The following is a 7,005-nucleotide window of genomic DNA, read 5'->3' as shown; positions in this document are numbered from 1 at the left end:
CTATACTATTTGTTGCTACAACATGTAGTGCTCTTAGTAAACTTTTATAGTTAGTACTAAACATAATGAATTCACATTCGGCTTTTGTGTTTCATACTCTAAAGCTAAAGTGTAATAAAATTAATTTTAAGTAAAACTGTAAAGTAAATCAGTTAAATTAAGTTAGGCACTTTTGCCGCTTAAGTGATTTAAGTTACAAAAATCTATCCTTTAGGAGAGGAAACATGAAAACAATGACTCAAAAACAACAGGGTTTCACCCTAATTGAATTAATGATTGTAGTAGCAATCATCGGTATTCTTGCTGCAATTGCATTACCTCAGTATCAAGGCTATACGGCAAAATCTCAAGCAACTGCTTGTTATCAAGAAATTGCGCCAGGTAAAACTCAGTTTGAAATTTTAACATTAGACGGTACTGGTGTTACTGCAAATGCTGCGAATGGCTCACAAATTGGTTTAGGCGATGCAAAATCATGTTCTCTTCATGCTGTTACAGCAACTACAATTGTAGGTACTATGCAAGGTAGCGCCCCAATTGATGGCGAGACACTTACACTTTCACGTGATGCAGATTCAGGCGCATGGACTTGTGCTGCAAGTGCCGGTGTTGCAGATACATCTTTGTTACCTGAAGAATGTCGATAGAAGTAAAGCTTAGTTCAAAGTAAGTTTGAGCCATAAGTACTATGAACAAAAATGGCTTTACAATAATTGAGCTAATGATATCAATACTTATACTCGCTATTTTAGCGAGTATAAGTTTTTCTATATATCAAAAGTTTTATTCTAAAACTCTTGTTCTTGGTTGTTTTACCGAAGTATCCAGTGCACGCTCTGCCTTTGAAATAATAAAAAATGAAAATGTCAACGTCATACCATCAGACAATTTAACCCAATTAAGTATTAGTTCGGCAACATCCTGCAAACATCATCAATTAAAAGTTGATGGAATAATCGGTCATATAGCAGATGGAAAAAATATTTCTGGCTCAAAAATCAGTTTAACTAGAGATCCATTAAGTGCAGAATGGCAATGTCAAATTTATGATGCTCCGTCTACATTCCAAGTTGATTACCTACCTAATGGTTGTATATTAAACTAAGTTACACCGATTAATTAAGGCTCTACGATGTCTACAAAAAGTGACAAAAAAGACATAAGTACATTTCAGTGGATAGGCGTTAGCGCCAGAGGAAAACGCCTTGAAGGAGAGCTTACCGGGAATAGTATCGCGTTAGTAAAAGCACAACTTCGAAAACAAGGTATTACGCCTTCAAAAGTAAAGCGTAAAGCAAAGCCATTATTTGGTATTCAAAGCGTTCAAAAAATAACACCAAAAGATATTGCCCTTGTTACTCGCCAAATAGCGACTATGTTGATGGCCGGTGTACCATTAATCCAATCAATAGAAATGATTGGTACTGGAGCAACAAATAAAAGTCTCGGTAAATTAATGGAAACTATTGCTGATGAAGTAAAAGCAGGCCAACCTTTATCTACAGCGCTTAGAAAACATCCGCGCTATTTTGATGACTTATATTGTGATTTAGTTGCATCAGGTGAGCAATCAGGTGCGCTTGATAGAATATTTGATCGCGTAGCTTTATACAAAGAAAAGTCTGAAGCACTCAAATCAAAAATTAAAAAGGCAATGTTTTATCCTATTTCAGTATTAGTGGTCGCACTAATAGTTACTTCTATCCTTTTAATATTTGTTGTACCTCAATTTCAAGATATTTTTGCAGGCTTTGGTGCAGAACTTCCCGCTTTCACCTTGTTTGTAATAGGTATATCAGACTTTATGCAAGCCTATTGGTGGATGATTCTCATTGGAATGTTTGCTTTTGGATACGCGTTTAAAGAAGCAAAATTGAAAAGCCTAAAACTCAGGGACGCGACCGACAGAGCCATACTAAAACTCCCTATTATTGGTATGATTTTAAATAAAGCAGCAGTTGCTCGCTATGCACGAACTCTTTCGACTACGTTTGCTGCAGGTGTGCCGCTGGTTGATGCGCTTGATTCTGCCGCAGGCGCTTCAGGTAATGCTGTTTACCGTTATGCCATTTTAGATATAAAAGCAGAGGTTAGCTCTGGTAATCAGATGAACTGGGCAATGCGTAACTCAAAAATATTCCCTGATATGGTAATACAAATGGTCGCTATTGGTGAGGAGTCTGGCTCACTAGATGGCATGCTCGCAAAAGTAGCCACTATTTACGAGCAAGAAGTTGATGATGCTGTAGATGGTCTTTCAAGCTTGCTTGAGCCTCTTATTATGGCTGTACTAGGTGTACTTGTTGGTGGTTTAATTATTGCTATGTATTTACCTATTTTCCAACTTGGCTCTGTTGTTTAATACCTTTAAAAAATATAAACACCTATTTAAAAACACACATAGTCGCGATTTTATATCGCGCAATAATTGTAACAATCGCGGGGTAATAGTAACAGTCGCGGGGTAAACCACGTAGTCGCGATTTTACATCGCGTTTTTAATTACGATTTTAAATCGCACAATAATGGTAACAGTCGCGGGGTAAACCCGCTGCTACGGTGCCGTGGCATTAACCACGTAGTCGCGATTTTACATCGCGTTTTTAATTACGGCTTTACATCGCGCAATAATGGTAACAATCGCGGGATAAACCCGCTGCTACGGTGCCGTGGCATAAACCGCGGAGGCGCGATTTTATATCGCGTTTTTAATTACGATTTTATATCGCGCAGTTAATAGTAACCGTCGCGGGATAAACCCGCTGCTACGGTGCCGTGGCATAAACCGCGTAGTCGCGATTTTATATCGCGTTTTTAATTACGATTTTATATCGCGCAATAATGGTAACAATCGCGGGGTAAACCCGCTGCTACGGTGCCGTGCATAAACCGCGTAGTCGCGATTTTATATCGCGTTTTTAATTACGATTTTACATCGCGCAGTAATAGTAACTGTCGCGGGATAAACCCGCTGCTACGGTGCCATAGCATAAACCGCGTAGTCGCGATTTTATATCGCGTTTTTAATTACGATTTTACATCGCGCTGTTAATTGGTATTATTAAAAAATTTTAGTTTTAGGTAAACAAATGCAAAGTATTATAGAAGTAATGCAAAGCCAATTGTGGTTTTATTTAACCACAGTTGGCTTAATTAGTTTATGTGTTGGTAGCTTTTTAAATGTCGTTATTTATCGCTTACCGTTAATGATGCAACGTGAGTGGCAAAGTGAATGCAGACTACTGCTAGAAGATGAACTTACAGCTAATAAATCTAAACAAGCCAACACCAGCGAGCCTTTTAACTTAGTAAAACCCAATTCTACCTGCCCTAAATGCAAAACAGCCATAAAGCCTTGGCAGAATATTCCTATTATTAGTTGGTTAATACTTAAAGGTAAATGCGCAAGTTGCAGTAACCCTATTTCTGCTCGCTACCCTGCTGTAGAGGCTATTACTGCCCTATTAAGTTTAGTTGTTGCTTATAGCTTTGGTGCAACCGAGCTAGCCCTTTTATATATTTTTGTAACTTGGATATTAGTAGCGCTAACTTTTATTGATATTGATCACATGTTATTGCCAGATCAACTTACACTTCCGCTTGTGTGGCTTGCACTTATTACCTCGGTAATGGGTTACACAATTATACCAACCGATGCCATTATTGGTGCGGCTTGTGGTTATTTAAGCTTATGGAGCGTGTTTTGGCTATTTAAGTTATTAACCGGTAAAGAAGGCATGGGCTATGGCGATTTTAAGCTACTCGCTGTATTTGGGGCGCTACTTGGCTGGCAGTCATTACTTACTATTATTCTGCTTTCGAGCGTAGTAGGTGCCATTATAGGTATTGCACTTTTGAGCATACAAGGTAAAGACAAAGCTACCCCTATCCCTTTTGGGCCTTATTTAGCGATAGCAGGCTGGATTGCAATGCTTTGGGGTAACCAAATTCAAGGCGCTTATTTTAATTTAATTGGCTATTAACGTGAGCGAGCAAATAACTAAAGTAAACAGCTGGGTATTAGGATTAACTGGTGGTATTGGCTGTGGTAAAACAGCCATTAGTAATATGTTTGAAGAGCTTGGTATTACAATAGTTGATGCCGATATAATTGCGCGTCAAGTAGTAGAGCCAAACAGCAAAGGTCTAAAAGCGATTATCCAACACTTTGGTGAGCATATTTTATTGCCAGATGGCACATTAAATAGAGCAGAGCTACGTGCAAAAATATTTACTAACAACAGTGACAAAGAATGGCTTAATGCGTTACTGCACCCTCTTATACGGATAAAAATACTAAACGATTTAAATAATGCAACTAGCCCTTATGCTGTTTTAGTAGCGCCTTTATTGTTTGAAAACAGCCTTGATAAGTATTGCGACCATACCTTACTTATTGATGTGCCAACCTCTGTACAAATAGCGCGTACAGCAAAACGTGACAACACAAGTATTGAGCAAGTTAAAAGTATTATTGCCTCACAAATGTCACGTGCCGATAAACAGCAAAAAGCGGATGATATTTTAAATAATGACCGCAGTTTAGGCTTAGTGCATATAGAACTTGTTGATCTACATAAAAAGTATCTACAATATGCATTACACAACAAAACTAACTCACATTAACACTGTCCTAACTCACACAAACTCGTATTTTAGTTAGTAAAATCCCAACAAAGAATGAAAGGTGATGTAATCCCCTTCTTTTTTCTGATAAATTGCTTACTATTGAAGGAATAAAACAGGTGCGCAATGAATATTAACTCACCGTTATTGAGAAAATTTATAACCCTTGGCCGCATTGATGCCGACACGGTTAAAAACAAACAAAATGAATTTGCCTCAACAGCTGAGCTTATTTCTAAATGTGGAAAAATCGATAGTAATGATTTAGCTGAACAATGTATCGATTTGTTTCGCGTACCCTATTTTGATTTAAAAGATTTTGATCCGACTAGAATCCCGGCCGATCTTGTAAAAGAAAAGCTGATCCGTAAGCACCATATTTTACCGCTTGTTCAAAAAGATCGAAAAGTTTATATAGCAGCATCAGACCCAACAGATTACGGCGCATTCGAAAACTTTGAGTTTAGTACTGGCCTCTCATGCGAAGTTGTTGTTGTTGATTATATTCAACTTGATGCAAAAATTGAGCAATTACTAGATGCCGCTGGCAGTTTAAATTTAACAGATGACGAGTTTCAGGAATTTGCTGATTTAGACTCAGAAAGCCAAAGAGATACAGCACCACAAGATGACGACAAAGACGATGCGCCTATCATCGTATACATCAACAAAATTTTAATGGATGCCATTAAAAAAGGCGCTTCTGATTTACACTTTGAACCTTACGAGCACAAGTACCGTATTCGTTTTCGCATTGATGGCATTTTGCATGAAGTGGCAAGCCCACCTAATACATTAGCAACCAAGCTTTCTGCGCGTATTAAAGTAATGTCGCGACTCGATATTGCCGAAAAACGCAAACCACAAGATGGTCGTATAAAGCTAAAAATTACTGAACGCAAAAGTATCGACTTTCGTGTGAGTACTATGCCTACCTTGTGGGGCGAAAAAATAGTAATGCGTATCCTTGATTCATCAAGCGCCATGTTAGGTATTGATGTATTAGGTTACGAGCCTGAGCAGAAAAAGCTCTATATGGATGCGCTTGCCCAGCCTCAAGGGATGATATTGGTAACCGGGCCAACAGGCTCTGGTAAAACGGTATCGCTATACACCGGTTTAAATATACTGAATCAGCCAGAGCGTAATATTAGTACTGCGGAAGATCCGGTTGAGATTAACCTTGAAGGTGTAAACCAAGTACAAATTAATATTAAAGCCGATATGACTTTTGCCAACGCACTGCGTGCATTTTTACGTCAAGATCCTGATGTAGTTATGGTGGGTGAAATACGTGATATTGAGACTGCTGAAATATCAATAAAAGCGGCGCAAACAGGTCACTTGGTTTTATCAACATTGCATACAAACTCAGCGCCGGAAACAATTACCCGTTTATTAAATATGGGTGTACCCGCTTATAACGTAGCAAGCTCAATCAGCTTAATTATAGCCCAGCGTTTAGCACGTCGTTTGTGCCCTAAATGTAAAACGCCAGAACAACTGCCGAGCGAAGAACTAGCTCGCCAAGGATTCAGCACTAAGCAAATTGAAGAAATGACGTTGTATACGCCTAAAGGGTGTGATAGCTGTACCGATGGTTATAAAGGCCGAGTAGGTATTTACGAAGTAATGCAAATTACCCCTGAAATTGCCCAAATTATTATGCGCGGTGGTAACTCGCTTGAAATAGCTGACGTTTCACTTAAAGCCGGATTTAATAATTTACGTTTATCGGGTTTACGCAAAGCAGCCGATGGCCTTACATCCCTTGGTGAAATTAATCGCGTAACTAATTTTTAAAAGCCCATAGCAATGGCTACAAGGTTCTGAACACCAAGTTCAGAGCCTTACTTATATCTAGAGACTTATACCTAGAGACTCATATCTAAGTAATGTAAAATGCAGAAAAAGATTGTAAAGAGTAAATTATGCCTACTATTGTAAACTGCCCGACCTGCAAAACTAAAGTTGAATGGTCAGAGCAAAGCCCATTTCGCCCTTTTTGCTCAAAGCGCTGTCAGCTAATTGATTTAGGTGAATGGTCGTTTGAAAATAACAAAATTTCTGCACCAATGACCTCAGCTGAAGAGTTTAGCCAAGACATGATTGAAGATATTGAAGCTATGCTGGCGAAAAATGAAGATGATTTTTTTAAGTAATTTATCTTCATAATGCCCTAATACCAATCCGCAATAATACTTAATCAATTTGAGGTGTTAAATCTGACGTTAACTGCGTTAAAAATTTCTGATATACGACTATATGGATGCAGGAGGTAGAGCAATGCAGGAGCAATTGCCGAGAACAACTAAATAACGAAATTTTTGCCTTGTTATCGACACGATTTTCTTCCCTCAAAATAGATCACTTAATTAA

7 protein-coding genes are annotated in these 7,005 nt (G+C 38.4%); all 7 read left to right on the top strand.

Translation table 11 applies throughout. The features are described 5' to 3' along the window. The first annotated feature begins 224 nt into the window (after window positions 1-224). The 7 genes from GQR46_RS13970 to yacG all read left to right on the top strand — a co-directional run bounded on the left by GQR46_RS13970 (window position 225) and on the right by yacG (window position 6,788). Window positions 225-647 carry a pilin gene (locus GQR46_RS13970; protein ID WP_165741268.1) on the top strand — a complete coding sequence of 141 codons (423 nt, stop codon included), beginning with the start codon at window positions 225-227 and terminating at the stop codon, window positions 645-647. A 41-nt stretch (window positions 648-688) separates the two neighbouring features. Further along, window positions 689-1,105: a prepilin-type N-terminal cleavage/methylation domain-containing protein gene (locus tag GQR46_RS13965; protein ID WP_165741269.1), complete on the top strand. Its 417-nt coding sequence runs from the start codon at window positions 689-691 to the stop codon at window positions 1,103-1,105. 27 nt (window positions 1,106-1,132) lie between these two features. After that, complete coding sequence (locus GQR46_RS13960; protein WP_165741267.1) at window positions 1,133-2,362, top strand: type II secretion system F family protein; 1,230 nt, start codon at window positions 1,133-1,135, stop codon at window positions 2,360-2,362. A 727-nt stretch (window positions 2,363-3,089) separates the two neighbouring features. Further along, window positions 3,090-3,983 (top strand): A24 family peptidase, encoded by an 894-nt coding sequence (locus GQR46_RS13955; protein ID WP_165741266.1) that lies wholly within the window; start codon window positions 3,090-3,092, stop codon window positions 3,981-3,983. Between the two features lies 1 nt (window position 3,984). Next, window positions 3,985-4,626 (top strand): dephospho-CoA kinase, encoded by a 642-nt coding sequence (coaE, locus tag GQR46_RS13950; RefSeq protein ID WP_165741265.1) that lies wholly within the window; start codon window positions 3,985-3,987, stop codon window positions 4,624-4,626. Between the two features lie 126 nt (window positions 4,627-4,752). Continuing rightward, entirely contained in the window at window positions 4,753-6,429 is a 1,677-nt protein-coding gene (gene pilB / locus GQR46_RS13945) for a type IV-A pilus assembly ATPase PilB (RefSeq protein ID WP_165741264.1), read from the top strand. Window positions 6,430-6,557: 128 nt separating this feature from the next. After that, window positions 6,558-6,788: a DNA gyrase inhibitor YacG gene (gene yacG, locus GQR46_RS13940; RefSeq protein ID WP_165741263.1), complete on the top strand. Its 231-nt coding sequence runs from the start codon at window positions 6,558-6,560 to the stop codon at window positions 6,786-6,788. Window positions 6,789-7,005: the final 217 nt, after the last annotated feature.

Origin of the sequence: Pseudoalteromonas sp. Z1A6, from assembly GCF_011378745.1 — a bacterium.
GTDB classification, from domain to species: Bacteria; Pseudomonadota; Gammaproteobacteria; order Enterobacterales; family Alteromonadaceae; genus Pseudoalteromonas; species Pseudoalteromonas arctica.
This window is presented reverse-complemented; position numbering and strand designations above follow the sequence as displayed.

What these genes read in the sequence shown, in the direction of transcription:
- GQR46_RS13960 (WP_165741267.1), top strand. Translation starts at nt 1,133, where the DNA reads ATGTCTACAAAAAGTGACAAAAAAGACATAAGTACATTTCAGTGGATA.
- GQR46_RS13965 (WP_165741269.1), top strand. Translation starts at nt 689, where the DNA reads ATGAACAAAAATGGCTTTACAATAATTGAGCTAATGATATCAATACTT.
- GQR46_RS13955 (WP_165741266.1), top strand. Translation starts at nt 3,090, where the DNA reads ATGCAAAGTATTATAGAAGTAATGCAAAGCCAATTGTGGTTTTATTTA.
- pilB (WP_165741264.1), top strand. Translation starts at nt 4,753, where the DNA reads ATGAATATTAACTCACCGTTATTGAGAAAATTTATAACCCTTGGCCGC.
- yacG (WP_165741263.1), top strand. Translation starts at nt 6,558, where the DNA reads ATGCCTACTATTGTAAACTGCCCGACCTGCAAAACTAAAGTTGAATGG.
- GQR46_RS13970 (WP_165741268.1), top strand. Translation starts at nt 225, where the DNA reads ATGAAAACAATGACTCAAAAACAACAGGGTTTCACCCTAATTGAATTA.